The sequence below is a fragment of the Rhodococcus ruber NBRC 15591 genome, assembly GCF_001894945.1.
GTDB classification, from domain to species: Bacteria; Actinomycetota; Actinomycetes; order Mycobacteriales; family Mycobacteriaceae; genus Rhodococcus; species Rhodococcus ruber.
Genome location: NZ_BCXE01000001.1, coordinates 198,889 through 222,148, shown reverse-complemented (window position 1 = coordinate 222,148; position 23,260 = coordinate 198,889). Strand labels below are relative to the sequence as shown.

Annotated in this window: 26 protein-coding genes; 11 read left to right on the top strand and 15 right to left on the bottom strand. The window is 72.4% G+C overall.

Annotation, left to right across the window (positions count from 1 at the left end):
* Nucleotides 1-72: 72 nt before the first annotated feature.
* The 5 genes from dapC to RR3_RS01015 form a co-directional block, all read right to left on the bottom strand.
* A complete protein-coding gene (gene dapC, locus RR3_RS01035; protein WP_017680209.1) occupies nt 73-1,194 on the bottom strand; it encodes a succinyldiaminopimelate transaminase in 1,122 nt (373 codons plus the stop codon).
* Nucleotides 1,194-1,517 (bottom strand): ferredoxin, encoded by a 324-nt coding sequence (gene fdxA / locus RR3_RS01030; RefSeq protein WP_003936066.1) that lies wholly within the window; start codon nt 1,515-1,517, stop codon nt 1,194-1,196. Before fdxA ends, dapC begins: the two co-directional genes overlap by 1 nt.
* Nucleotides 1,518-1,646: 129 nt before the next feature.
* A complete protein-coding gene (locus RR3_RS01025) occupies nt 1,647-2,348 on the bottom strand; it encodes a hypothetical protein (RefSeq protein WP_010592470.1) in 702 nt (233 codons plus the stop codon).
* On the bottom strand, nt 2,345-4,972 hold the full coding sequence (locus RR3_RS01020; RefSeq protein ID WP_010592471.1) for a bifunctional FO biosynthesis protein CofGH: 2,628 nt from the start codon (nt 4,970-4,972) through the stop codon (nt 2,345-2,347). Before RR3_RS01020 ends, RR3_RS01025 begins: the two co-directional genes overlap by 4 nt.
* A gap of 60 nt (nt 4,973-5,032) precedes the next feature.
* Nucleotides 5,033-5,221 (bottom strand): Rv3202a family protein, encoded by a 189-nt coding sequence (locus RR3_RS01015; RefSeq protein WP_010592472.1) that lies wholly within the window; start codon nt 5,219-5,221, stop codon nt 5,033-5,035.
* A 110-nt stretch (nt 5,222-5,331) separates the two neighbouring features.
* On the opposite strand from RR3_RS01015, the gene RR3_RS01010 reads away from it, so the two are divergent.
* Genes RR3_RS01010 through RR3_RS01000 form a run of 3 tightly spaced genes read left to right on the top strand, consistent with a single transcriptional unit; the run spans nt 5,332 to nt 8,158 of the window.
* Nucleotides 5,332-5,874 carry a PH domain-containing protein gene (locus tag RR3_RS01010; RefSeq protein ID WP_010592473.1) on the top strand — a complete coding sequence of 181 codons (543 nt, stop codon included), beginning with the start codon at nt 5,332-5,334 and terminating at the stop codon, nt 5,872-5,874.
* Nucleotides 5,871-7,424, top strand: coding sequence for a PH domain-containing protein (locus RR3_RS01005; RefSeq protein ID WP_017680212.1), 1,554 nt, complete (start codon nt 5,871-5,873; stop codon nt 7,422-7,424). Before RR3_RS01010 ends, RR3_RS01005 begins: the two co-directional genes overlap by 4 nt.
* Nucleotides 7,421-8,158, top strand: a complete 738-nt coding sequence (locus RR3_RS01000) for a uracil-DNA glycosylase (RefSeq protein WP_010592476.1) — start codon at nt 7,421-7,423, stop codon at nt 8,156-8,158. The genes RR3_RS01005 and RR3_RS01000 overlap by 4 nt, the downstream gene beginning before the upstream one ends.
* Here the strand turns inward: RR3_RS01000 and RR3_RS00995 are convergent.
* From RR3_RS00995 to typA, 5 genes are all read right to left on the bottom strand, one after another.
* Nucleotides 8,121-8,558 (bottom strand): hypothetical protein, encoded by a 438-nt coding sequence (locus RR3_RS00995; RefSeq protein ID WP_048771770.1) that lies wholly within the window; start codon nt 8,556-8,558, stop codon nt 8,121-8,123. The genes RR3_RS01000 and RR3_RS00995 overlap by 38 nt on opposite strands.
* A 52-nt stretch (nt 8,559-8,610) precedes the next feature.
* A complete protein-coding gene (locus tag RR3_RS24775; protein ID WP_006933951.1) occupies nt 8,611-8,769 on the bottom strand; it encodes a hypothetical protein in 159 nt (52 codons plus the stop codon).
* Nucleotides 8,770-8,819: 50 nt separating this feature from the next.
* Complete coding sequence (mshB, locus tag RR3_RS00990; protein ID WP_010592478.1) at nt 8,820-9,707, bottom strand: N-acetyl-1-D-myo-inositol-2-amino-2-deoxy-alpha-D-glucopyranoside deacetylase; 888 nt, start codon at nt 9,705-9,707, stop codon at nt 8,820-8,822.
* A complete protein-coding gene (locus RR3_RS00985) occupies nt 9,704-11,551 on the bottom strand; it encodes an ABC transporter family substrate-binding protein (RefSeq protein WP_064065828.1) in 1,848 nt (615 codons plus the stop codon). The genes mshB and RR3_RS00985 overlap by 4 nt, the downstream gene beginning before the upstream one ends.
* An 84-nt stretch (nt 11,552-11,635) precedes the next feature.
* Nucleotides 11,636-13,522 carry a translational GTPase TypA gene (typA, locus tag RR3_RS00980; protein ID WP_010592480.1) on the bottom strand — a complete coding sequence of 629 codons (1,887 nt, stop codon included), beginning with the start codon at nt 13,520-13,522 and terminating at the stop codon, nt 11,636-11,638.
* A gap of 357 nt (nt 13,523-13,879) precedes the next feature.
* Here typA and RR3_RS24770 point away from each other — a divergent pair, with 357 nt between their 5' ends.
* Entirely contained in the window at nt 13,880-14,056 is a 177-nt protein-coding gene (locus RR3_RS24770) for a hypothetical protein (protein ID WP_003936054.1), read from the top strand.
* 15 nt (nt 14,057-14,071) lie between these two features.
* Here RR3_RS24770 and RR3_RS00975 read toward each other — a convergent pair whose 3' ends face one another.
* Nucleotides 14,072-14,476, bottom strand: a complete 405-nt coding sequence (locus RR3_RS00975) for a (deoxy)nucleoside triphosphate pyrophosphohydrolase (protein WP_048771775.1) — start codon at nt 14,474-14,476, stop codon at nt 14,072-14,074.
* A gap of 25 nt (nt 14,477-14,501) precedes the next feature.
* Between RR3_RS00975 and RR3_RS00970 the strand changes: the two genes are divergently transcribed.
* On the top strand, nt 14,502-14,789 hold the full coding sequence (locus tag RR3_RS00970) for a 4a-hydroxytetrahydrobiopterin dehydratase (RefSeq protein WP_010592482.1): 288 nt from the start codon (nt 14,502-14,504) through the stop codon (nt 14,787-14,789).
* Here RR3_RS00970 and RR3_RS00965 read toward each other — a convergent pair.
* The gene (locus RR3_RS00965) at nt 14,734-15,996 is read right to left on the bottom strand and encodes a mannosyltransferase (protein ID WP_010592483.1); all 1,263 of its coding nucleotides are present in this window, start codon (nt 15,994-15,996) and stop codon (nt 14,734-14,736) included. The genes RR3_RS00970 and RR3_RS00965 overlap by 56 nt on opposite strands.
* Before the next feature lie 330 nt (nt 15,997-16,326).
* Here RR3_RS00965 and RR3_RS00960 point away from each other — a divergent pair, with 330 nt between their 5' ends.
* From RR3_RS00960 to RR3_RS00950, 3 genes are all read left to right on the top strand, one after another.
* On the top strand, nt 16,327-17,181 hold the full coding sequence (locus RR3_RS00960; protein ID WP_026137630.1) for an Rv1157c family protein: 855 nt from the start codon (nt 16,327-16,329) through the stop codon (nt 17,179-17,181).
* 113 nt (nt 17,182-17,294) lie between these two features.
* Nucleotides 17,295-17,642, top strand: coding sequence for a hypothetical protein (locus tag RR3_RS00955; RefSeq protein ID WP_010592485.1), 348 nt, complete (start codon nt 17,295-17,297; stop codon nt 17,640-17,642).
* A gap of 107 nt (nt 17,643-17,749) precedes the next feature.
* The gene (locus tag RR3_RS00950) at nt 17,750-19,177 is read left to right on the top strand and encodes an MFS transporter (protein ID WP_017680219.1); all 1,428 of its coding nucleotides are present in this window, start codon (nt 17,750-17,752) and stop codon (nt 19,175-19,177) included.
* Here the strand turns inward: RR3_RS00950 and RR3_RS00945 are convergent.
* The gene (locus RR3_RS00945) at nt 19,164-19,886 is read right to left on the bottom strand and encodes a DUF1906 domain-containing protein (RefSeq protein ID WP_017680220.1); all 723 of its coding nucleotides are present in this window, start codon (nt 19,884-19,886) and stop codon (nt 19,164-19,166) included. The genes RR3_RS00950 and RR3_RS00945 overlap by 14 nt on opposite strands.
* Nucleotides 19,887-20,002: 116 nt before the next feature.
* Complete coding sequence (locus RR3_RS00940; RefSeq protein WP_010592490.1) at nt 20,003-20,947, bottom strand: restriction endonuclease; 945 nt, start codon at nt 20,945-20,947, stop codon at nt 20,003-20,005.
* A gap of 158 nt (nt 20,948-21,105) precedes the next feature.
* Between RR3_RS00940 and RR3_RS00935 the strand changes: the two genes are divergently transcribed.
* Nucleotides 21,106-21,672 carry a mismatch-specific DNA-glycosylase gene (locus tag RR3_RS00935; protein ID WP_010592491.1) on the top strand — a complete coding sequence of 189 codons (567 nt, stop codon included), beginning with the start codon at nt 21,106-21,108 and terminating at the stop codon, nt 21,670-21,672.
* Nucleotides 21,673-21,691: 19 nt separating this feature from the next.
* Here RR3_RS00935 and RR3_RS00930 read toward each other — a convergent pair whose 3' ends face one another.
* The gene (locus tag RR3_RS00930; RefSeq protein ID WP_026137631.1) at nt 21,692-22,027 is read right to left on the bottom strand and encodes a DUF1330 domain-containing protein; all 336 of its coding nucleotides are present in this window, start codon (nt 22,025-22,027) and stop codon (nt 21,692-21,694) included.
* 127 nt (nt 22,028-22,154) lie between these two features.
* On the opposite strand from RR3_RS00930, the gene RR3_RS00925 reads away from it, so the two are divergent.
* Nucleotides 22,155-22,946: a helix-turn-helix domain-containing protein gene (locus RR3_RS00925; protein WP_010592493.1), complete on the top strand. Its 792-nt coding sequence runs from the start codon at nt 22,155-22,157 to the stop codon at nt 22,944-22,946.
* 89 nt (nt 22,947-23,035) lie between these two features.
* Nucleotides 23,036-23,251, top strand: a complete 216-nt coding sequence (locus RR3_RS00920; protein WP_010592494.1) for a hypothetical protein — start codon at nt 23,036-23,038, stop codon at nt 23,249-23,251.
* Nucleotides 23,252-23,260 lie beyond the last annotated feature (9 nt).

The window sequence follows — 23,260 nt, the reverse complement described above, 5'->3', positions numbered from 1 at the left end:
GCATCCGGCAATCCTGCTCGGGCAACGGCGCTTCCGCTGCTCGGCGGTGGTGGATCCACCGCCGAGCACGGCTCACGCCAGTCGTTGCGCGGCGGCGGCGATCCGCTCGTCCGAGGCGGTCAGCGCGATCCGCACGTGCTGGACGCCCCCGGGACCGTAGAACTCACCGGGTGCCACGAGGATCCCGCGTTCGGCGAACCAGTCGACCGTCGCGCGGCACTCCTCGCCCCGGCCGGCCCACAGGTACAGGCCGGCCTCGGAATGGTCGACGGTGAACCCGGCGCCCCGGACGGCCGCGAGCAGGATCTCGCGGCGCGCGCGGTACAGCTCGCGTTGCGCGTTCTCGTGTCCGTCGTCGTTCAGGGCGGCGGTCATCGCCGACTGGATCGGCAGCGGCACCATCATCCCGGCGTGCTTGCGCACCTCGAGCAGGTCGGCGACGAGTCCGGCGTCGCCGGTGACGAAGCCGGCCCGGTAGCTGGCCAGGTTGGACGTCTTCGACAGCGAGTGCACGGCGAGCAGGTTGGTGTGGTCGCCGTCGCACACGCTCGGGTGCAGGACGGACAGCGCCTCACCCTCCCAGGTCAGGCCCAGGTAGCACTCGTCGGAGACGACGATCGCGTCGCGGCTGCGGGCCCAGTCCACCACCTTGCGCAGGTGTTCGAGGCCGAGCACCTTGCCCGTGGGGTTCGACGGCGAGTTCACGAACACCAGCGCCGCGCCCTCGGGTCCCAGCCGGTTGAGCCCGTCGGCACGGATGATCCGGGTGCCCGCGAGCAGGGCGCCCACCTCGTACGTCGGGTACGCCAGTTCGGGGATCACCACGAGGTCACCGCCGCCGAGGCCGAGGAGGCTCGGCAGCCAGGCGATCATCTCCTTGGTGCCGACGGCGGGCAGGATCGCGGACTCGTCGATGCCGGTGACGCCGTAGCGGCGGGCCAGCGCCCCGACGGCGGCGGCCCGCAGCTCGTCGGTGCCGTGCGTGGTCGGGTAGCCGGGCACGTCGGCGACGGCGAGCAGCGCGTCACGGATGATCGGTGCGACCGGATCGACGGGCGTGCCCACCGAGAGGTTGACGATGCCGTCCGGGTGCGCGGCCGCCTTCTCCTTCGCGGCGGTCAGCGAGTCCCACGGAAAGTCCGGCAGGCTCGCGGCCACCGAACGACGAGTGCGCGTCACGGTACCGCCGATCACTATTCCTCGCCCATGGGGGGCAGCGCCTTGACGAACGGCGGGTCGTAGTCGACCTTGCCGAGCTTGGCGGCGCCGCCCGGGGACCCGAGGTCGTCGAAGAAGTCGACGTTGGCCTTGACGTACGCGTTCCACTCGTCCGGCACGTCGTCCTCGTAGAAGATCGCCTCGACGGGGCACACCGGCTCGCAGGCACCGCAGTCCACGCACTCGTCCGGATGGATGTACAGCATGCGACCGCCCTCGTAGATGCAGTCCACCGGGCATTCTTCGATGCACGCCTTGTCCAACACGTCCACGCACGGTTCCGCAATCGTGTACGTCACTGGTGTTCTCCCTGCCTCTCTGGTAGCCCGCCGACCTGCACGGTCACGCCGAATCGGGGCGCGCTCCGCGTCCGTCGCCGTCCAGTATCCCCCGCCGCGGGCACCGCCCTCGGAGTTAGGGTGCCCTGACTAGCCCGGTTCCGGGTGGGCGGCCAGCCACTGCTGCCCGTCCGCCGCGGCCCGGGACAGGGCCGCCCGTTCACCGACGTATCCGGCCAGCGCCCCGACCAGCGGCAGCACCCCGAGCGCGCGCCACGCACCGGCCGGCTGCGGACGCCGTGCGAGTTCCGCGTTCACCGCCCGGACCAGGTCGATCGTCGACCGCACCGGACGCCGCACCCACGACAGCGCCGTCCCGGCGTCGCCGCCCCCGGGGAGGTCGCGGCGGCACAGCACGGCCGCGAGCATCCGCACCTGCCGGTCGCGGTCGTCGATTCCCCGTTCCCGGGCGACGGCGAGCAGCACGACCGCCTGGTTGAGAAAGCCGAGGGCGTCCTGCAACGGCAGCATCCGGCCCAGCACGCCCAGCATCCCCGGGAACGCGACGGGCAGCGTCGAGACCGACCCGAGCCCGCCGATCCACCAGTTCACGCGCTCCCGTTCCGAGGCGTCCGCCCACGCCGCCGTGCCCGGCACGCGACCCGCGTCGAGCAGGGCCGCGGCCGCATCGAGCACCTGCCCGATCGCCGTCCGCTCCCGCACCGTGGGAACGAAGGTGCGGGCCTTGAGCCCGAACGGGTCGAGGTACGCCAGGCCGAACAGCGGCCCGACACCGGCTGCGGTCGCGTCCAGAGCCGCCGCGACGACCCCGTCGCCCAGCCTGGGGGTCACGGGCGCGCCCCGCTCAGGGCGCCCCCGTCGACCGGCGCGTAGGCGGTGGTCCGTCGGCGGGCCGGCCGACCGATCCCCTCGGCGATCGCCACGAGTTCGGCCACGGTCTTCTCCGAACCGTGCTGGGAACCGGCCATCCGGGAGATGGTCTCCTCCATCAGGGTGCCGCCGAGGTCGTTGGCTCCACCCTGCAGCATCGCCTGGGTACCGGCGACACCGAGCTTGACCCAGCTGGTCTGGATGTTGTCGATCCGGCCGTGCAGCATGATCCGGGCCAGCGCGTGCGCGGCGCGGTTGTCGCGCATCGTCGGTCCCGGCCGCGACGCGCCCGCCAGGTACAGCGGCGACGACTGGTGCACGAACGGCAGCAGCACGAACTCCGTGAACCCGCCGGTGCGGTCCTGGATCCCGCGCAGCACGTTCAGGTGCCCCACCCAGTGGTGCGGCTGGTCGACGTGGCCGTACATCATCGTCGAGCTGGACCGCAGCCCCACCTCGTGCGCGGTGGTGACCACCTCGACCCACTCCGCCGTCGGCAGCTTGCCCTTGGTCAGTACCCAGCGGACCTCGTCGTCGAGGATCTCCGCGGCGGTGCCGGGGATCGTGTCGAGGCCGGCCTCGCGCAACTCGGTCAGCCAGTCGCGCACCGACATGCCGCTGCGGGCGACGCCGTTGGCGATCTCCATCGGGGAGAACGCGTGCACGTGCATCGACGGCACCCGTTCCTTGACCGCGCGGACCAGGTCGGCGTAGCCGGTGACGGGCAGTTCCGGGTCGATCCCGCCCTGCATGCACACCTCGGTGGCGCCGGCGACGTGCGCCTCCCACGCGCGGTCCGCGACCTCGGACGTGGACAGGGTGAAGGCGTCGGCGTCACCCTTGCGCTGCGCGAACGCGCAGAACCGGCAGCCGGTGTAGCAGATGTTGGTGAAGTTGATGTTCCGGTTCACCACGTAGGTGACGTCGTCGCCGACCGTGTCGCGGCGCAGCTGATCGGCCAGCGCGACGACCGCCTCGAGACCCGGCCCGTCCGCGTGTGCGAGGGCGACGTACTGGGCGTCGGTGCATCCGGCCGGGTCCTTCTCGGCGGCGCGCAGCGCGGAGAGCACGTCCCCGTCCAACCGCACCGGGGCGTGCGCGCCGAGCGCAAGGACCTGCTCGCGCACGGTGTCCCAGTCGCCGAATGCGCTGCCGAGGTCGGAGCGGTACTCGGTGTTGCGACCGGTGACGTCGATCCCGGAGTTCAGATCCACGCGGCCGCTGGACTCCCAGTCGAGGTCGGGCTCCTGCCACGGGTGTCCCTGCGGGGTCACGTCCCGGGCCAGACCGGTCTCCGGGTCCGCCAGCGCTCGGACGTGAGCACCGATCCGCGGGTCGATCCACGGCTGCCCCGCCAGGACGTACTGCGGCTGGGCCGCGATCCGCTCGGTGAGGGTGAACCCGGCGTCGGCACTGAGCTGCGCGAGCAGATCCAGGTTCGGCCACGGCCGTTCCGGGTTGACGTGGTCCGGGGTCAGGGGTGAGACCCCGCCCCAGTCGTCGACGCCCGCGGCGAGCAGCGCACGGCACTCGTCGGCGGCGACGAGGTTCGGCGGCGCCTGGATGCGCACGGACGGTCCGAGCACGAGCCGGGCCACGGCGATCGCGGCCCGGAACTCGTCGAGCCCGGCGTCGTCGTGCTCGCGCATCGCGGTGTCGTCCTTGGCCCGGAAGTTCTGCACGATCACTTCCTGGATGTGCCCGAACGCCTTGTGGGACTTACGAATCGCCGCGATCGACTCGGCGCGCTCGGTGAGCGTCTCGCCGATACCGACGAGGATGCCGGTGGTGAACGGCACCGACAGCCGGCCCGCATCGGTGAGCACCTGCAGGCGCACCGCCGGATCCTTGTCGGGGCTGCCGTAGTGGCACTCGCCCTGCTCGGTGAACAACCGGGCCGACGTGGTCTCGAGCATCATGCCCATCGACGGGGCCACCGGCTTGAGCCGGGACATCTCGGCCCAGCTCATCACGCCGGGGTTCAGATGCGGCAGCAGCCCGGTCTCCTCGAGCACCCGGATCGCCATCGCGCGCACATAGTCGAGGGTCGAGTCGTAGCCCCGCTCGTCGAGCCACTGCCGCGCCTCGGGCCAGCGGTCCTCCGGCCGGTCACCGAGCGTGAAAAGTGCTTCCTTGCAACCCAATTCGGATCCACGCCGGGCGATGTCGAGGATCTCGTCGGGTTCGAGGTACATCCCGTGCCCGGCGGCGCGCAGCTTGCCCGGCACGGTCACGAACGTGCAGTAGTGGCAGCGGTCCCGGCACAGCCGGGTGATCGGCACGAACACCTTCCGGGAATACGTGACCGTGCCCGGCCGGCCCGCCGCGAGCAGACCGGCGTCGCGCACCCGGGCGGCCGAAGCGCACAGGTCCTCGAGGTCCGAACCACGCGCCGAGAGCAGGATCGCGGACTCGTCGACGTTGAGCGTCGCCCCGTCCCGCGCCCGGCGCAACGCCCGTCGCATGCCCGACGGCGACACTCGCGCCGGATCCGTCGCGGACGAGGCGGGCTCGCCCGCGCCGGCGCGGACCGTGGGCAGGGGCAACGTCGCGGGGGTGGCACCGTCGTGGGTCGAATCGGTCATTGGCCGATCATGCGCCACCCGCCGGACCCATGCCACCTCGGGGCCACGTCCCCGGCGCGCTCACTCGCGCGGATAGTCCTCGTCGCCCGGGACGACCCGGCTCTGTTCCAGAGCATCCGCAGGCTCCACCTCGAGCGGGACCGAGGTCACCTCGTCGTCGGCCGGTTCGTCCTCCGCCGGCATCTCCTGCTCGATCCGATCCGCCTCGGGCAGTTCCGTGAATTCGGTGGTCTCCGATGATTCGGTCACGGCGGTCCTCCTCCTCGTGTCGACTCCGAACCCGGGCGCAGCGTTGCCGGGTCTGCTCGCCGATCAGCTTAGCCTGGAACCGACAGGACACCACCGACGAGGAGAACCACGTGACCCGGGACGCTCCCCCGCCCACCGCCGTCGGCGATGCCGCCCCGCCGGCACCGGTGACCATGGCCGACCCGGCGTGGCGTCCCAGCCCGAAAGCGCGGCTGCTGTGGGCGGTGGGCGCGGCACTGCTGTGGGTACCGGTCGTCGCCGCCCAGGTGGTGTGGGCGATCGTCGACTCCGGCCGGTATCCGGGCTGGCACGTCGCCGCCGCCGTGGTCACCGCGGTTCTCGCCGTCGCGCACGTCGGCGTGATGCCGCTGTGGCGGTACCGGGTGCACCGCTGGGAGATCACCGACACCGCGGTGTACACGCGCTCGGGGTGGTTCACCCAGGAGCGCCGGATCGCGCCGATCTCCCGGATCCAGACCGTCGACACGGAGCGTGGGCCGCTCGACCGGTGGCTCGGTCTCGCCACCGTGACCGTCACCACCGCCTCGTCCGCCGGGGCCGTGGCGATCACCGCCCTCGACGTCGGGGTCGCCGACGCCACCGCCGCGCGGCTCACCGCGATCGCCGGCAGCAACCAGGCGGACGCCACGTGAGCGACGTCCCCGTCCCGCCGGCGCGGTCCGACGCCGCCGCCCTCGCCGCCGAGGCCGAGCAGCCGTGGTTGCGGCTCGATCCGCGGATGCTGCTGATCCATCCCGTCGAGGAGGTGCTGCGGTTGCTGCCCGTGCTCGTGGCGTCCGTGGTGCTCGGCAGCAGCAGCGGCAATCACGGCTGGGGCCTGGCGGTGGCGGTGCTGCTGGTGGGGATCGGCGTGCTGCGCTGGTTCACCACGACCTACCGGATCGGGCCGGTGCACGTGGAACTGCGCCGCGGCCTGCTGCAGCGCCAGCTGTTGTCGGTGCCGCGCAGCCGCATCCGGTCGGTGGACGTCGAGCAGCGTCTGCTGCACCGGCTGCTCGGGCTGGCGGTGGTCCGGCTCGGGACCGGGCAGCGCACCGGCGCCGGCCGGGACCGCAACCGGTTCGAGCTGAACGGCCTGGCGATCGGCGCCGTGCCGGCGCTGCGCGACGCCCTGCTCGGCACGCACCCGGGGACGCCGGCCGAGGAGCCCGGGGTGGTCGCACCCGCCGAGACCGAGGTCGCCCGGTTCCGGCCGGGCTGGGTGCGCTACGCCCCGTTCTCGACCACGGGGCTGGTCACCGTCGCGGCGGTGGTGGGACTGGCCTTCCAGTACGGACTCGCCGAGCGGCTCGGCGAGTCGGCCGCCGTCGAGCGTGGGCTGTCGTCGGTCGAGGCCACCGGGCCGTTCGTCGCCGCCGGGTTCGGCCTGCTCGTCCTCGTCGTTGTGGCGAGCCTGGTGGCGTGCGTGCGCTACGTGCTGCTCTATGCGGACCTGTCGGTCACCGACGACGGACGGATGCTGCGCGTGGGGCACGGCCTGCTGCGGCACCGGCACACCACCCTGGATCGGCGCCGTCTGCGCGGGGTGAGCCTGCGCGAGCCGCTGGCGCTGCGCCTGGTCGGCGGGGCCCGGCTCGATGCGGTGATGACCGGTGTCGCCGCCGAGCACGGCGAGTCGTCGTTGCTGCTGCCGCCCGCGCCGTCCGCCGAGGCGCGACGGGTCGCGGCGGCGGTGCTGCGCGACACCCGTCAGCTCGACGCACCGCTGCGTGCGCACGGGCCGGCGGCCCGGCGACGACGGTTCACCCGGGCGCTGCTGCCCGTGGCACTGGCCGTCGCGGCCGCCGCGGCGACGGTCGCGGTCACCGGCCGCACGGTGCCGGTGGCGGCGTGGATACCGGTGGTCGCGGTCGTCGCGACGGGGGCGGTGGGGCTGGCGTGGGATCGCTACCGCAGCCTGGGTCATGCCGTGCTCGGCGCCGGAACGGCGGACGCGCCGGCGTGGTTGATCACCCGCGGGGGCTCACTGGATCGGCGCCGCGTCTCGCTCGAGGCGGACGGCATCATCGGCTGGACGGTGCGGCAGTCGTTCTTCCAGCGCCGCGCGGGAGTGGCGACCGTCGTCGCCGCGACGCCGGCCGGCACGGGCCGCTACGAGGTCGTGGACCTTCCCGCGGAGCAGGCGTGGGCGCTGGTCGAGGCGGTCACACCCGGCGCCGGCGACGCCTGGGTGCGACGATGAACCCGGATATCGGGCGGCCACGCGACCTGGCCACGCTCGACGCCTGCCTGATCGAGTGCCGGGCCTGCCCCCGCCTGGTCGCGTGGCGCGAGCAGGTGGGCCGGGAGAAGCGTGCCGCATTCCGCGACGAGGAGTACTGGGCGCGTCCCGTGCCCGGGTTCGGTCCGGCGGACGCGTCTCTGCTGATCGTCGGCCTCGCGCCGGCCGCGCACGGCGGCAACCGGACCGGGCGGATGTTCACCGGCGACCGCTCGGGCGACTTCCTCTACGCCGCGCTGCACGCGGCGGGCCTGGCGTCGCAGCCCACCGCGACGCACCGCGGCGACGGCCTCGAGCTGTTCGGCACCCGCGTCACGTCGCCGGTGCACTGCGCGCCCCCGGCCAACCGGCCGACGCCGCAGGAACGGGACACGTGCCGCACCTGGCTCGACGCGGAGCTGCAGCTGCTGACGCCGACGCTGCGCTCGATCGTGGTGCTCGGCGGCTTCGGATGGCAGGCGCTGTTCCCGGTGCTCGACGACGCCGGCTGGGTCGTGCCGCGTCCGCGCCCCCGATTCGGGCACGGGGCGGGGGTGGAACTGCTGCCGCGCGGCGACGCCGCGGACCGCGGGCCGTTACACGTGTTCGGGTGCTATCACGTGAGCCAGCAGAACACGTTCACCGGCCGGCTCACCCCGGCCATGCTCACCGCCGTGCTCACGGACGCGGCGCGGGCTGCCGGACTGCACTCGTGAGGGCGGCCATGCGCGCGACGAACAGGTACAACCCGGCGGGGGCCAGGGCACCGACCGGCAGCAGCAGGGTCCGCCAGTCGGCGACGAGGAGCTGATCGCCGCCGGGACCGCCGGCCAGGCACAGGACGAATCCGACGATCCACGCCAGCAGCGGCCACGCCGCGCGCGAGGTGGATCCGGTTTCGGCGCGCATCGCCATCACCAGCAGCACGTTCGCCGCGCCGGCCAGCACGATCGTGATCGGGAACGGCACCGTGCCGATGTACAGGCCGAGGAAGAACACGGACAGCAGCGCGCAGAGGAAGCCGTCGAAGGTCAGCAGCGCGACGATGCCCGTACGCGGCGTCGCCGCCGGGGGCGCGGAGGCCTGCGTGGCGGTGGTGGCGGGATCGACCGTCATGGTTCGATAGTGCGCCACGGGCGCGGGTCCGTGGGCACCGGGTCCCGGCCGATCACGGCACGGGCGGGTAGCCCATGAGCGTGAGCACGTGGCTGGCCTGGTCCGCGAAGCCGTAGAGCGCCTGGTAGTAGGCGGCATTGATCTGGTCCGCGTAGGGACGCAACGAATCGACGAATGCGACGATCTGGTTCTGGACGGACCAGTTGTACATCGAAACCCTCTCGTGTGATCGCGATCACCTTTCCGGTGCTCGTGGTCACACTAACCCAGCCCGGCGAAGAGGTCACGCTCCCGTCCGGGGCCGTCGCCGCGGTCGCCGCGGACCAGTACGTAGTGCTCCTGGTCCAGCACGGGCTGCGCGACGAGGTTGGACAGGGTGAACTGTGCCCCGCCGGGTGCCACGACCACCTGGGTCGCGTGCGCCGCGAGCGCCGCCCGCTTGGCGTCGAGCACGTCGGCGACGTCGACCACGGTGGTGACCTGGTCGTCGGGCACGCTCGGCAGCTCGTCGGGGCCGGGTCGCCGCCACCCGTCGGGCAGGGCGGTCATGTCCTCGATGCCGCGGCGCAGGGCGCTCGCCTCGGTGACGGTCCAGTAGAGCTTCGCCGGGTCCCACGGCGGGCCGGCGTGCGGGTAGGCGTCGGTCCCCGCGGCCTCGACGGCCGCGGTCACGACGTGATGCACCCGGATGTGGTCGGGGTGGCCGTAGCCGCCCACCGGGTCGTAGGTGACCACCACGTGCGGGCGCAGTTCGCGGATCACCGCGACCAGGGCGGCCACCGCCTCGTCCCGGTCGGCGTTCACCCAGGCCCGGGGGTTCGCAGCCGACGGGGTCCCGGCCATCCCGGAATCGCGCCAGTGCCCGGCACCGCCGAGGAAGCGCGGCGCGGGCACGCCGAGGGCGGCCAGCGCCCGGCCGAGCTCGTGGATGCGGTAACCCCCGAGCTGGTCGGCGCGGTCGGCGGTGAGCTGCGCCCATTCGTCCCCGATGACCTCGCCCTCCTCCCCGAGGGTGCACGTCACGACGGTGACCTCGGCGGCCCGAGCGGCGTAGTGCGCGATGGTCCCGCCCGTGGTGATCGATTCGTCGTCAGGGTGGGCGTGCACCAGCAGCAGGCGCCGCGACGCGGGGTCGGTTCGGTCGGTCACGGGGTGGTCCTCCACCAGTTCTGCGCATCGGACAGGGGCCCGGCGGGGATCGCGCCGGTCAGGGTCACGCCCTCGACGCCGGGTCCCGCGGCGATCACGGTGCGGTCCTGCAGGATCGGCAGGGTGACCGCGAGGTCCCACAGCTTCGGCTGCGCGCCGGCCAGGACGGCGGGCACGTCGCCGGCGCCGCGCAGGGCGCCGGCGAGTTCCGGTTCGAGGGCGGGGTCGCACACCCCGGACACGTTGCTCGGTGCGGCGAGCTGCGCCTCGGCGGCTTCGATCTCGTCGTCGGGAACGGTGTCACCCCCGGGACCGGTGTCGGCGCCGGGCACGGTGCCGCTGTCCGGGGCGGGCGCCGGATCCGGCTCGACCGGGGGGCTCCCCTGCCCGGGAATCGCCGGTGGACAACCGAATCGGGACATCGCGGCCGTGGCGGGGTCGCCGCCGGCGCGGGTCCAGCCGACCACGGCGTGCACGGTTCCCCGGACGAGTGCCTCGCCGTAGAGCTCGTCGGGCGGCAGCGTGGTCACGGTGGCCGCGACGCCGGCTCCGCGCAGCTGGTCCGCCGCGGTGTGGGCGACGGCGTCGGCCACCGGGGAGTTCTCCGGCACGCCCAGCACGAGCGCCAGGGGCGCGTCTCCGTGGGCGAGCAGCCCGGTCGTCGCCGCTTCCGGTACCGGCGTGCCGGTCGCTTCGACCGTCGCCGGGTCGGCCGGTACGTAACCGGCCGCGGCGAGGAGCGCGAGGGACTCCTCGCGGCCCGGCCGCGGCGGCATGCTCGGCGCATATCCGGGGTCGGACGGGGCGAGCACCTGTGCACGGGCCGCGACCACGGCCGATTCCGTGCCGGCCGCGACCGTGGCCAGCAGGTCCGGGTCGAGAAGTCCGAGGACGGCGCGGCGCACGCGCGGATCCGCGAACTCGGTCGTGCGGCCGTTGAGGGTCAGTTCCAGGACGCGGGGCTGGAGTTGAGTGCCGGTGCGCACGTGCGGGATCGCGCCGAGCTGGGCGAGCAGCGCGGAGCCGCCGCCGTGCATCTGCGCGACCTGGGCGTCGCCGGTGCGCATCGACTCGGCGAGCTGTGCGTCGGTTCCGCCGCGCCGCAACAGGATCCGGTCGGGCCGGGCCGGGGTCCCCCAGAACCGGTCGTTGCGTTCGAGCAGGATCTCGCCCCGCCCGCGGTCGACGGACCTGACATGGAACTGCCCACCGGACACCGGGATCGATTCGGCGAGGCTCGTGGCGAATCCACCCGGCGTGTCCTTGACCAGGTGGGCCGGCAGGAGGTGGGTGAACAGTTCCCGCCACGCCGGGTAGGGCTCGCGCAGGGTGACGGTGACGGTCTTGCCGCCGCCGGAGGATCCGACGTCCTCGATGAGGCGGTAGCCGGCGGGATCGACCACGCCGGGCTCGGTGATCATCTGCTGCCACAGGTACCGGAAGTCCTCGGCGGCGATGGGTGCGCTGTCGGACCACTGCGCTTCGTCGCGGACCTGATAGGTGATGGTGAACGGCGCCTGCGAGGTGACGTCGGCCGAGACGAGGACGGACTCGTCGAGCATCCACACGGTGGCACCGGGCCGCGCGGGATCGGGCACGGGCCGGAACGCGCTCGGCAGCACCATCCCGGCAACCGTGTTGCCGACGGGCGACTGGTCGGCGAGCAGGTGCGGATTGAACCCGGCGCCCACGTCGTCGACCGCCACCACGACGGTGTTCAGCTGGGGAACCGGGGCGGGGGTCCGGGTGGGTTCGGTCTGCTCGATCGGCGGCGGCGGATCGGCGGTGCACGCCGACAACCCCAGCACCGCGGCGACGGCGGTGATCCCGGCGAACCTGCGCATCCGGCCTCCCTTCCCTCCGGGATGCGGCGGTGGTCCCGGCCGCACCGGGACCACCCCTGCCGCACTACTCGTCCAGTGCCGCGACTACTTGTTGCGAGCCTTCTCCCGCGAGCGGGCGCGGGCCCGGTCGGTGGCCGAGAGGTGCACCTTGCGGACCCGGAGGATCTCCGGGGTGACCTCGACGCACTCGTCGGAGGCGCAGAACTCCATGGCCTCCTCGAGGCTCAGGGTGATCGGCTTGGCGAGGGTTTCCATCACGTCGGCCGTGGAGGAGCGCATGTTGGTGAGCTTCTTCTCGCGGGTGACGTTGATGTCGAGGTCTTCGGCGCGCGGGTTGATGCCCACGACGTGGCCCTCGTAGGTGTCGCTGCCCGGCTCCACGAAGAAGGTGCCGCGGTCGCCGAGCTGGATCATCGCGAACGGCGTGACCGAGCCCGAGCGGTCGGAGACCAGCGAGCCGGTATGCCGTGCGCGGATCTCGCCGGCCCACGGGGCGTAGCCGTGGAAGACGGCGTTGGCGATGCCCGTGCCGCGGGTCTCGGTGAGGAAGTCGGTGCGGAACCCGATGAGGCCGCGCGACGGGACGATGAACTCCATGCGCACCCACCCGGCGGCGTGGTTGGACATCTGCACCATCTTGCCCTTGCGGGCCGCGAGCAGCTGGGTGATCGCGCCGAGGTGTTCCTCGGGGCTGTCGATGGTGAGCTCCTCGTACGGCTCGTGCACCTTGCCGTCGACCTGCCGGGTGACCACCTGCGGCTTGCCGACGGTGAGCTCGAAGCCCTCGCGGCGCATCTGCTCGACGAGGATGGCCAGCGCCAGCTCGCCGCGGCCCTGCACCTCCCACGCGTCGGGGCGGCCGATGTCGAGCACGCGCAACGACACGTTGCCGACCAGCTCCGAGTCCAGCCGGGACTTGACCATGCGCGCGGTCAGCTTGTGACCCTGCACGCGGCCGACGAGCGGCGACGTGTTGGTGCCGATGACCACCGAGATGGCCGGCTCGTCGACCGTGATGCGCGGCAGCGCGACCGGGTTGTCCACATCGGCGAGGGTGTCGCCGATCATGATGTCCGGGATGCCGGCGACGGCGACGATGTCGCCGGCGACGGCGACGTCACCGGGCCGGCGCTCGACACCGATGGTCTGGAGCAGCTCGGTGATCTTCACGTTCTTCACGCCGTCGGCGTGCATCCACGCGACGGTCTGGCCCTTGCGCAGTTCGCCGTTGTGGATGCGCAGCAGCGCCAGGCGGCCGAGGAACTCGGAGGCGTCGAGGTTGGTGACGTGCGCCTGCAACGATGCGGCCGGATCGCCCTTGGGGGCGGGGATGTATTTCATGAGCACGTCGAACAGCGCGTCGAGATTCTCGGCGGACGGCGCCTGTCCGTTCTCGGGCTGTTCGGTCGACGCCTTGCCCTCGCGGCCGGAGGCGTACAGGACCGGCAGGTCGAGCAGCTGCTCGGCGGCCTCGGAAGCCTCGTCGTCGAGGTCGGAGGCGAGGTCGAGCAGCAGGTCGTGGGTCTCCTCGACGACCTCGGCGATGCGGGCGTCGGGACGGTCGGTCTTGTTGACCACGAGCAGCACCGGCAACGACGCGGAGAGCGCCTTGCGCAGCACGAAACGGGTCTGGGGCAGCGGGCCCTCGGACGCATCGACGAGCAGGACCACGCCGTCGACCATGGACAGCCCGCGCTCGACCTCGCCACCGAAGTCGGCGTGACCGGGGGTGTCGATCACGTTGATGACGGTGACGGTGCCGTCGGGGTTGTGCCGGTGCACAGCGGTGTTCTTCGCGAGGATCGTGATGCCCTTCTCGCGCTCGAGGTCACCGGAGTCCATGACCCGGTCGACGAGTTCCGCGCGCTCGGCGAAGGCGCCCGATTGGCGCAGCATGGCGTCGACGAGGGTGGTCTTTCCGTGGTCGACGTGCGCGACGATGGCGACGTTGCGGAAACTGGCGGTGCTCACGCGATGGCTCTCCTGGCTGTTGTCCGGCCACACGGCACTGGACCCAGACGGCACCTCGCCCGTACGGCGTTCTTGCGGTGGCCGCGTCGCGAATGCGAGTCACCTGTTCGCGGCCGTGAACGGCCCGCACAGGCACTGCGGCCTCCAATACAGTACAGGCCGGTCCCGGTGCTCCGCGCGCGCCGACGCCGGATTCACCAGCTCGCGACGCAGAGCGTGACGTTCGCCACGTCGCCCCGCGCCGGCCGGCGCACCCTGCATTCGTCGGCGCACCCTGTATTCGGCGGCCCGGCCATCCAGGTAAGGGCATGCTAACCTTTGGTCCGGAACCCCACCGACGAAAGGCCGGCGACCCGGATGGGCAAGGTGAAGGCGAGCAAGGTCGCGCAGCTCGAGCCCAAGAAGAAGTGCTGCCGCAAGAAGACCCGCTGTGTGCGCTGCCCGGTGGTGGTCATGCGGATGAAGAGACTCGAGCACGAGGGACTGGGCAAGAAGGAGCTCGCGAAGCGCCTGAAGAAGGCCCGCGCCGCCTGACCGGCCGCACCACCGTCAGCCCCGGAGTCGGGCGCGCAGCTCCGGTAGCCACACCCGGTCGTTGGGCACCAGGTCGATCCGTTCCAGCTCGTCGGCGTCCACCCAGCGCAGGGCCGCGTGCTCGAGCGGCCGCGGCTCCCCCGAGACCAGCTCCACGCGGTAGGCGCGCAGCACCCGGCCCCCGCCCAGCGGCACTCCGGCCCCGACGCGCTGCGCCCCGGCGACCTCCACGCCCAGCTCCTCCCGCAGCTCCCGGCGCAGTGCCGCCTCGGCGGACTCCCCCGGCTCCGCCTTGCCGCCGGGCAGCTCCCACAACCCCGCCAGCTCCGGGGGGCCGACCCGCTGCGCCAGCAACAGCCGGCCGTCGCGGAAGATCGCCCCGGCCACCACCTCGTCCGCCCGGCCCGTCGTTGCACTCATGTGCGGCATCGTCCCAGAATGAGACATGGCCGAGTTGCTCTCCGACGCCGACATCGAGGCCGCCCTCGTCGACCTCCCCGCGTGGCAGCGGGACGGGAACGCGATCGTGCGCACCGTCGAGTCCCCCTCGTTCCCCGAGGCCGTCGCGCTGGTGGACCGGGTGGCCGAGGCCGCCGAGGCGGCGAACCACCATCCCGACATCGACATCCGCTGGCGGAAGGTGACGTACTCGCTGTCCACCCATTCCGCCGGCGGGATCACCGCGTCGGACGTGGAACTGGCCCGGACGATCGACGCGCTGGTCCACGGCTGACGGATACGGCCGGAGCGGGGTGCCGCGCCGGGATGCGCCGGGCGAGGATCGTCCACACGTACACCGCGAGCACCCCGAGCACGTTGCACGCACCGGCCCAGGCGAGCACCGCGGGCCGCGAGATGTCCCACATCGAGTCCTGCGCCAGTCCCAGCAGCCACGGCACCCCGACGACGGTGAGTACCGCCCAGACTCCGGCCAGGACGCGCGCCCCCCGCCGGTCCGCGAGCGGGCCGTAGACCAGCCACACCAGCATCGGCAGTACCCATACCCAGTGGTGCATCCAGGAGATCGGCGACACCAGCAGCCCGAAGAGTTCGACGACGACGACGGTGCCGAGGCGATCGTCCGGGCCGAGGGCACGCCAGGCCGCGAAGGCCAGCGCCGCCGAGACCGCGACCGCCGCCAGCCACAGCGGCCCGGTGCCGACGTCGTGCCCCACGATGCGGCTCAGCGCGCCGCGCACCGACTGGTTCCAGACCGACCCCACCGGTCCGATCCGCTCGGCGTCGCCGAACAACGTCGTGAAGTAGGTCCGTGCCTGCTCGCCGAGCGCCAGCCAGCTGACGGCGACGGTGACGACGAAGACCGCCGCGGAGAAGAACGCCGCCGACCACCGCCGTCGCGCCACGAGGTACAGACCGGCGACCGCCGGGGTCAGCTTGATGCCGGCGAGCACCCCGACCAGTCCGCCCGAGAGCCACCAGCGGTTGCTGCGGACCGCGACCATCACCCCGAAGGCCAGGAACACGTTGACCTGCCCGTAGTCGAGGGTCGTGCGGATGGGCTCGGTCCAGATACCGACCGCCGTCCACCCGAGCGCGACCGCCGTCCAGTGGGCGCTGTGGGCCGCGGGACCGAACAGCAGCTCGAGGCAGATGCGCAGGATGCCGAACAGGGCGGCGACGGTCAGCAGCTGCCACAGCACTCCGACCACGGGGAAGGGCAGGTAGTGCAGGGGGAAGAAGACCAGGGCCGCGAACGGCGGGTAGGTGAAGGGCAGGGAGAACTCGGGCGTGTCCCGGGTGTAGGTGAAGTCGTACAGCTCCCCGCGCAACAGCGCCGCGGACCCGTCGACGTACACGTGCAGATCCACGAGATTCATGCCGTTGGGGGTGAGGAAGTTCCACGCCAGGCGCACCCCGACGGACACGGCCAGCAGGGCCGCGCACCACCACAGTCGATGCGGGCGAACCGGATCGGACACTGCGGCGCGGCCTCCCGTCGTCACGTCGCCCCGGGGAAGGACCGGGGACTGATGCAGACTATCCGGTCCACGACGGCGGGCCGAACACGATACTCACATCAGTAACAGTTTCATCTACTCTCACAAAAACCACATGCGTCACACGTAGTCTCGAGCGGACACCACTGATCGGAACACGTTATGGCTAGACTCCCGCGAATACAGGCGGCGGCTGTGAGACCGGCCACGGCTTGTACTGATCGGGGGGCCTACATAAAGTGTCTCCCCGAGCCGTCAGCGGCATCGGAGCCCCTCGCTCCGGCGCCGCTTCAACGACAAGGATGGGGAAAAGTGCTTCGAACCCGAGCAACGCGCAGGATGATCACCGCCTGCGCTCTCGCCGCCGCCGCGGCGCTCACCGTGCCCTCGCAGGCGGTCGCGCAACCCGTCGTTCCGGGCCTCCCCGACACGCTTCAGCTGCCGGTCGAGCTCGCGGGCTACCCGCTGCCGGCGGACCTGACGATCGAGTCCCTCATGGGGATGCTGAGCACCCAGGCCGCCGCACCCGAAGAGGTCGAGGCCCTCGCTTCCCTCGCCCCCGCCATCGTCGGCGCGGCAGCCGGGCCGACGGACGTCGCCGACGGCCGGAACCAGCTGCTCGACCAGGCGAAGGAGCTGCTCGCGAACTCGCAGCTGCCCGACTCCGTCAAGGCCCTGCTCCAGCGCGTGATCACCTTCCTCGACGGCAGCGGCGGTGGCGGTCCCGACCTCCCCGACCCGAACGCCGTGCCGATCTCGCAGTTCCTGTACCCGAGCATCGGCAAGGACTGCATCCGCGACGGCGGCGACTCCATCGGCACCGCACTCGCCGTCGCCGGTCCCGCACCGCTCCCGCCGCCGGGCCCGAAGGCCGGCCAGGCCGGGTTCGTGTTCACCGCGCTGGGAACCGCCAAGTTCGCCGCGCAGCAGGCCCAGCCGCTGACGGTGAGCTGGATCAACGTCTCCAACGGCCGCAGCGGCACCGCGACGCTCACCGACGCGGCCCGGATCAACCCCGACGGCCCGACGACGCTCAGCGCGATCGCGGACACCGGCTCCGGCAACGTGGCCGCGGTGATCTCCGGTGGCATCACCACGCAGGCCGAGGGCGCGGCCCCGCGCTCGTGCACCTTCCTGCCGACGATCGGGCTCGTCACGGTCGCCTGATCGATCGTCCGCACCTTGGCCGAGGCCGCCGGGATCGTCCCGGCGGCCTCCGTCGTCCGCACGCTCGTCGTCCGCACGCTTCCCGCGCCGCCCGCTGCGTGGTAGACCGGGACATGGCCGAAACACCCCTCGGGCACACCGTTTCCCGATCCCTGCGCTCCCGCCGCTCCCACCGGTCGATCCTCTCCCTCCGTTCCGAGGGCTCGATCCTGTCCATCGGCTCGGCGTACTCGATCCTGTCCGTCGGCAGCGTCGGGTCGGTGCTGTCGGTCGGTTCGGTGGGGTCGTTCGGTTCGGCCCTGTCGTCGCTGTCGTTCGCCAGCCTCGGCTCGGCGCTGTCGGGACTGTCCCGCTGGTCGCTGCTGTCGTGGCGCGGCGTCCACGACGCCCCCGAGGACCCGCACCCCACGCTCGTCGTCACCGCCGCCGAACCCGACCCCGCCGCGCACTGCCAGAGTTGACCGGGCAGGCGCTGTCCCGTTGAACGGGCCCGTTCTCCCGCGCCGCCGCCACACCTGGTAGATGTCGTACGTCCGGTCGTCGTCGCGGCCCGGCTTCGAGGAGGCGCATGGCGGTCGAGACCCGGATCCCGTCGGTCGGCGAACGTCCGGCACCCCGTGGCCTCGTCGCTGTGCTCTCCCTCTGCGGCATCGTCGTCGCCCTGATGCACACCCTCGTCGTCCCACTGCTGCCCCAACTGCCGCATCTGCTGGGAACCTCGGTGGAGAGCGCCTCGTGGGCCGTCACCGCCACCCTGCTCGCCTCCGCCGTGATCACCCCGGTCAGCGGCCGGCTCGGCGACATGTTCGGCAAACGCCGGATGCTGCTCGTGTGCCTCGGCACGCTCGTCGTCGGCTCCGCGGTCTGCGCGCTGTCCACCACGCTGTGGCCGATGATCACCGGCCGCGCCCTGCAGGGCGCCGCGAGCGGAGCGATCCCGCTCGGCATCGCGATCCTGCGCGACGAACTGCGCCCGCGCAGACTGCCGGGAGCGATGGCGACCATCAGCGCGACGATGGGAGTCGGCGGAGCCGTCGGCTTCCCCGTCGCCGCGGCCGTCGCGCAGATCGCCCACTGGCACACCCTGTTCTGGTTCTGCGGACTGGTCGGAGTGCTCGCCGCCGCCCTCGTGCTGTGGGTGGTTCCCGAATCCCCCCGGGCGGATCCCGGACGTTTCGACCTGCTCGGTGCGATCGGGCTCGCGGTGGCACTGACGCTGTTCCTCCTCCCCGTGACCAAGGGCAGCACCTGGGGCTGGACGGCGCCCGCGACGCTCGCGATGTTCGCCGGCGCCGCCGCCACCGCCGTCGCCTGGGGCCGGTACGAACTCCGACGGCCGCGACCGCTGGTCGATCTGCGCGTGTCGGGGCGACGTCCGGTGTTGTTCACCAATCTGGCGTCGGTCGCGGTCGGTTTCGCGCTCTACAGCAACAGCCTCGCCTTCCCGCAGTTGTTGATGGCACCGGTCGTCACGGGCTACGGGTTCGGGTTGTCCATGGTCGCGACGGGCCTGGTGCTCGCGCCGAGCGGTCTGGTCATGATGGCGCTGTCGCCGGTGTCGGCGCGGATCACGACGCGGTACGGACCCCGGACGACCCTCGCCGCGGGCGCGGTCGTCGTCTGCCTCGGTTACCTCCTGGCCTACGTCGCCTGCTCGGAGATCTGGCACATCGTGGTCGCCGCCATGATCATCGGTGCCGGTATCGGCCTGGCCTACGCCGCGATGCCGGCGCTGATCATGACCGCGGTGCCGCTGTCGGAGACCGCGGCCGCCAACAGTCTCAACGCGCTCATGCGCTCGGTGGGGACCTCCTCGTCCGCGGCGGTCGTGAGCGTCCTGCTCGCAGCGGACACCCTGAACGTCGGCACCGCCACCGTCCCCGCCCTGGACGCCTTCCGCGCCACGTTCCTGGTGGCGGCCCTGGCCGCCGTCGTGGGCCTGGCCCTGACGGTGGCCGTGCCGCGGTCACGACCCGGCGGCCTCACCCGGCGGTGAGGGACCACTGCCCGTAGTCGGTGCTGAACACGTTGTTGACGTCGATGCCGATACCGTCGATCGTGCCGCCGCCCACCTGGTGCAGGTCGGCCGCGGGATGCACGTAGCCCTCGGCCGTGCCCCAGTCGTGCTGCCAGTAGAACGATCCCAGCCCGGCGTCGCGCGCCCAGGAGATGGTCGGCGCGTTGGCGTACACGCCGGTGTTCCCGGCGCCGAGCACGTCGTGCCAGCCCTGCAGGTACGGCGCGATGAGGTCGGCGAACTGCTGCTCGGACGGGTTGTCGTCGATCGAGGCGTAGATCGGCCGGTCCGCCGGGCCCCCGGCCGCCCGGTGCAGCTCGAGGCCGCGCGTCGCGTGCCGGACCCCGGCGTCGTATCCACCGAGCCAGTCCGCGGTGTCGGCCTTGCCGAACTGGTAGCACGAGACGACCTCGAGATCGCCGGCGACGAGCGCGGCGGCCTCCGACTCGGTCAGCGGCTTGGCCAGCATCCATTCGGCACCCGGCCGCCGGTCCGAGACGTACCGGATGGCCCCGATGTGCCCGGCGGCACGGATCGACGACGGCGACGGCACGGCCGCCGAGTAGTCGACGATCGTGCCGAGCACCTCCCGGCCGTGCGCCACCCCGGGGGCGGCGACGGCCGAGATCCAGGCCGCGCACGAGCCGACGGCCGCATATCGCAACAGTTCCCGACGTGAAACGGCCATCGAACCTCGCTTGGACGAGCGTGCACGGAGGACAGGGTGTCGAGCCTCCGGTATTGCATCACACTCCCGGGTCCCGCGGGGGCACATCGGGATTCGCGGCCCGACGACGGGCGGGGCTAGCGGCCGCCGAGCTCGGCGAAGAAGGCCGGAACCAGAGCCACGTCCTCGACGGTGCGCACCGTGGTGTGGACCCCGAGACCGTGCTCCTTGAGCAGATCGCACAGCCCGTCGCCGTCGACGAGTTCGATGGGGGGCGCGCCGAGCCGGTGCGCCTCGGAGCGGGCGTCGTCGCCGAACGTGCCGGTGGTGACGAGCAGGCCCTTCTCACCGCGACCGGCCATCGCGGCGCGGAACTCGCGCACCACGTCCGCGCCCGCCCGCTCGGGGCCGCGCAGGAACCGGAAGAACACCGAGAAGCCGAGCAGCGACACCCGCAGCACGCCGGTGCCCTCCACGTCGACGTCGTTGTCGGAGCCGGTGTCGAGATGGCCACCGTGCGGCGGGACGGAGACGGTGGTGAATCCGGCGGCGCGGAGCACCGCGACGGCGAGCCGCTCGAACCCCTCGTCGGGGAGCTCGGCGACGGCGGCGAGCACGGGTTCGCGCCACAGCTCGGGATCCTCGGGGGCCGCCGTGAGAGGCACCACCTGCGCCCGCGACGACGCGTTGCGCACGAGTCGTTTGCGTCGCTTCTCCGCGGTGTAGGCCACCTGGAGCGGCTTGATCTCCGATTCCTGCACCGCGCGACCGCGGTCCGTGACGCTCCACACCCCGCGCCGGGTGTTGGCCAGCAGACCCATGCCCTTGAGATAGGTACGCGCCCAGCCGATCCGGTACTCGATCTCGGTGACCGGGCCGTCACCGTGCGGTACGGACCGCGCGGCCTCGGACAGACGCTCGCGCGCGACGACGGCCTTCTCGAGTTCCTCGATCGACGCCGAGCCGCCGAGCCCGATCAGCGCCTGCAGGGTGGGCCACAGCAGATCCGTGTACGGCGGTAGCGCCACCTCGCGGCCGGACGGGTCTTCGACGGGGTTACCGATCACGTTCCGGCGCTGCACACCTTCCCCTATCGTTTCGGCCCTGCTCGCCGCGGCTGTCCGGTCCCGCCACGACGCGCATTTCACCCTAGCCGATGACCGCGGAAGCGAGGGCGGCCGCACTCCTCGTGTCCGGGCGAGGCCGGACCGGGACGGCGCCGCTCGCTACCGTGGGACGGATGGGATTCACGCGCGCCGAACTCGAACGCTGCCGTGACGCGGTGGTGCCCGACCTGATCGGGCCGGGCTGCCGGCTGCTGTTCGTGGGCATCAATCCGGGACTGTGGACGGCCGCGACGGGTGCGCACTTCGCCCGGCCCGGGAACCGCTTCTACCCGGCCCTGCTGCGGGCCGGCATCCTGCTCCGGCCCGTCGACCCCACCTCCGGTATGAGCGAGGACGACAAGGCACACCTGCTCGAGCGCGGCGTCGGGATCACCAATCTCGCCCCCCGCGCCACCGCCCGCGCGGACGAACTCACGGCAGACGAGCTGCGGACCGGGGCCGCGCGACTGGCCGGGGTGGTGGCGCAGCACCGGCCGCGGGTGGTGGCCGTCGCCGGCATCACGGCGTACCGGTCGGCGTTCGGGCAGCGCAAGGCGGCCGCGGGGTTGCAGGAGGCGACGATCGGCGGGGTGCCGATATGGGTGGTGCCGAATCCGAGTGGCCTCAACGCCCACGAGACGGTCGACACCCTCGCCGAGGCGTATGCGGCGCCGGCCCGCGCGGCCGGGATCCTGCCCTGAGCCGGTAGGTCCGGGCCGCTCAGCGGTGCCCCACCTTGGTGAGATAGTCGCGCGCCCGGTAGCCCGGCGGGACACCCTCGACGAGGATGGCCGAACTGTCGGAGTGCTCGGTGCGCAGCGGCAGGATCTCCTGGTAGGCCGGCGACCGGTACCAGGCGCGGGCCTGCTCGATGTCGGGGAACTCGACGATCACGACGTGGCCGGGCCAGGGTCCCTCGTGGACCTCGGGTTCGACGCCGTGGACGAGGAACCTGCCCCCGTACGGCGTGAAGGTGTCGTCGATCTCCTCGATGTAGCGGACGATCTCGGGGCCGAAGTCGACGGAGCGCAGATGGGCGATCGCGTAGGCAGTCATGGGGTCCTCCGGGTCGGTCGGGTGCGACGGTGTGCCGCACACCGACGAGAGTGCCGGGCCGCGGTGCCCGAATCGATTACCCGGCAGGTAATGGCCGTCGTTCCCTTCCGCGCCTACCGTGACTTCCATGACCACCGTGCACGAGGAACCCGTCGGAGCACTGCTGCGGCACTGGCGTGAGCGTCGCGGCCTGAGCCAGCTCGCCCTCGCCAACCGGGCGCAGGTCTCGGCGCGGCACGTGAGTTTCCTCGAGACGGGCCGGTCCCGGCCGACGCGCGTCATGCTGCTGCGCCTGGCCGATCAGCTCGACATCCCGCTTCGGGAGCGCAACTCGCTGCTGCTCGCGGCGGGTCTGGCGCCCGCGTACCCGGAGCACCGTCTCGGGGACGTGCCGATGGCCGCGGTGGCCGATGCGATCGAGCGGATCCTGCGGTCGCACCGCCCGTATCCCGCGCTGGTGGTGGACCGGCACTGGACGATGGTCGACGCCAACGACGCCGTCATGGGCTTGCTGGGCGGATGCGACCCGCGGCTGCTCGAGCCCCCGGTGAACGTGCTGCGGGTGACGCTGCACCCGGACGGGATGGCGCCGCGCATCGTCAATCACGGCCAGTGGCGGGCGCACCTGCTGACCCGACTGCGACATCAGCTCGCCGCGACGGGCGACCCGGTGCTGCGCCGGCTGCACGCCGAACTGGCCGACTACCCCTGCGACGACGGGCACGACGCCGAGCTCGATCCGACCGGCGCCCACGCCCTGGTGGTGCCGCTGCGGCTGCGCACCGACGACGGCGAGCTGTCCCTGCTGAGCACGACGACGCTGTTCGGCACGCCGTTGGATGTCACCGTCGCGGAACTGGCGATCGAGGCGTTCTACCCGGCCGACGAGGCCACCCGACGGGTGCTGGGAGGCCGATGATCCGGATCGGCGAACCGGTGCCGCACGGGCACTGTCGGGAGTAACGTCCGCCCCGAGACCTGTCCCGTCCCACACCGGAGGCATCGATCATGAGCAGGACGAAGTGGTGGGTACTCGAGGGCCCGGACAGCGGGTTCTCCCTCGAGGAGCGAGCGACGGGAGACCTCGTCCTCGTCAATACGCAGACCTCGGAGGAACACACCCTGCACGGCTACGTGTGGAAGCACGCCCCGCACTTCGGGGTGCAGATCATGGGCGAGGGCCCGCCGCCGTACGGCAAGTGGGTGGAGAACCCCGAGGAGTGAGCACCGCCG